Annotated in this window: 2 protein-coding genes; both read left to right on the forward strand. The window is 60.5% G+C overall.

From position 1 onward, the window contains the following. Positions 1-108: 108 nt before the first annotated feature. Positions 109-1,608 (forward strand): IS21 family transposase, encoded by a 1,500-nt coding sequence (gene istA / locus AC2FIP_RS20620; protein WP_496787992.1) that lies wholly within the window; start codon positions 109-111, stop codon positions 1,606-1,608. Continuing rightward, the gene (gene istB / locus AC2FIP_RS20625; RefSeq protein WP_496774833.1) at positions 1,605-2,357 is read left to right on the forward strand and encodes an IS21-like element helper ATPase IstB; all 753 of its coding nucleotides are present in this window, start codon (positions 1,605-1,607) and stop codon (positions 2,355-2,357) included. The genes istA and istB overlap by 4 nt, the downstream gene beginning before the upstream one ends. Positions 2,358-2,515 lie beyond the last annotated feature (158 nt).

Below are 2,515 nucleotides of genomic sequence, written 5' to 3' on the forward strand. Positions count from 1 at the left end.
TGTGAATCCCGGAGGCAAAATACCCACGGAATCGGTCGGATGATCTGACCGTCGCGGAGCAAAATTCCGCAGTCTGACACCCGAGGCAATTGAGCTGAGGGTGGGGAGATGTATTCTGTGGAGCTTTATGGTCGGGTACGGCTTGCGTGCCATGTCCAGGGAATGGGCAAGAGTGAGGCAGCGCGGCATTTCGGGATCGACCGAAAGACCGTTGCGAAGATTCTGAAGCATGCGGTTCCGCCTGGATACCGTCGGCAGAACCCACCGGCGCGCCCTAAGCTTGATCCGTTCGTGGCGATCATCGACGAGATTCTCGAAGAAGATAAGTCGCGGCTCAAGAAGCAGCGGCATACAGCCAAGCGCATCCATGAGCGTCTGCGCGATGAACACAGCTTCACCGGCGGGATTACCATTGTCACCGACTATGTGCGGGAGAAGATGCGCCGGAACCGCGAGGTATTCGTGCCTTTGTCGCATGCGCCAGGGCATGCCCAGGTAGATTTTGGAGAGTCGCTTGGGGTGATCGGCGGCGTTGAATGCAAGCTGCATTATCTCGCGATGGCGCTGCCGCACTCGGATGCGTTTTTCATCAAGGCCTACCCGGCAGAGACGACCGAAGCGTTCTGCGATGGGCACAATGCGGCTTTTGCATTCTTCGGCGGCGTGCCGCTGTCGATCCTGTATGACAACACCTCGATCGCTGTTGCCAGGATTTGCGGCGACGGGAAGCGGGAGAGGACCAGAACCTTTGCCGAGTTGCAGTCGCATTACCTGTTCGAAGACAAGTTTGGCCGCCCCGCCAAGGGCAATGACAAAGGCAATGTCGAAGGTGTAATCGGCTATGGGCGGCGGAATTTCCTCGTGCCCGCGCCCAGGTTCAACAGCTTCGATGAGCTGAATGCCCGGCTCGAAGAACAATGCCTGAGGCGCCAGGACGATATCGTGCGCGGTCATTCAGAGCCGATCGGCGAGCGCCTGATGCGCGATCTGGACGCGCTGATGGTGTTGCCGTCCACGCCCTATGATGCCTGTGACAAGGTCAGCACCCGGGCCACATCGATCTCGATGGTCCGATATCGCAACAATGATTATTCCGTGCCGGTCGCCTACGCCCACCACGAGGTTCAGGTCCGGGGCTACGTCCATGAGGTGGTCATCGGCTGCGGCGCAGAGGTGATCGCCCGCCACAGCCGGTCCTACGAGAAGGCCGACATGGTCTTCGATCCGATGCACTACCTGCCTTTGCTGGAGCAAAAGGTCGGGGCATTGGATCAGGCCGCCCCACTCAAAGGCTGGGACCTGCCCGCCGAGTTCGCCACCCTGCACCGGTTGCTGGAAGCGCGGATGGGAAAGAAGGGCAAGCGCGAGTACGTTCAGGTTCTGCGCCTGCTGGAGACCTTCGAGATGGCCCATGTCCATGGCGCCATCAAGTACGCTCTTGGCCACGGCACTATTGGCTACGACGCGGTCAAGCATCTCGTGCTGTGCCGGATCGAGAAGCGCCCACCGCGGCTCGATCTCGACGTCTATCCCTACCTGCCCAAGGCACAGGTCGAGACGACGGACCCGGCCAGCTACAAGGTGCTGATGTCCGGGGCGATGGTATGACCGATACGCCACAGGTCCTGCTGCAGCATCATCTCAAGAAGCTGCGCCTGCCGACCTTCAACAGCGAGTATGACAAGCAGGCACGGCAGTGTGCGGCGGAGAACAAGGATCATGTGCAGTATCTGCTGCGGCTCTGTGAGCTGGAGCTGATCGAGCGCGAACGCCGGATGATCGAGCGCCGGATAAAGGCCGCGAAGTTTCCGGCGACCAAGAGCCTGGACAGCTTTGACTTCAAGGTGATTGCGTCACTGAACAAGGTCCTGACGATGGAACTCGCCCGCTGCGCCTTCGTCGATCGGCGAGAGAACGTCATCGCCCTGGGCCCGAGTGGCACCGGTAAAACGCACGTCGCCCTGGGGCTCGGGCTGGCGGCCTGCCAGAAGGGGCTCAAGGTTCGCTTCACGACCGCTGCCGCCCTGGTCCACGAACTGATCGAGGCTGCCGACGAACGGCGCCTGCAGCGTCTGCAAAAGCTGCTGGTCAGCCAGGACCTGCTGATCATCGATGAACTCGGCTTCGTCCCGCTCAGCAAGACCGGCGCCGAGTTGCTGTTCGAGGTTATCTCCCAGCGCTACGAGCGCGGCTCCATCGTCATCACCTCCAACCTGCCATTCGATGAATGGACCGAGGTCTTCGGCTCAGAGCGCCTCACGGGCGCCATTCTGGACCGCCTGACCCATCACGTGCATATCCTTGAAATGAACGGCGAAAGCTTCCGGCTGCGCGAGAGCCGAAAAGCCCAAACCTGAACTCCATAAACCCGCGATCAGAAGGGCTGGCCTGCGGCCAGCGCGCCTTGGCACGCGTCAGCTATCTGGAGAGCACGCGCGCCAAGGCGCAGCTAACTCCCAACCAAACTGTCCAATTTTACACCGGGAAACTGACCCATTTTGCGCCGGGATTGACA

The sequence above is a fragment of the Ruegeria sp. CDSB114 genome (assembly GCF_059611025.1).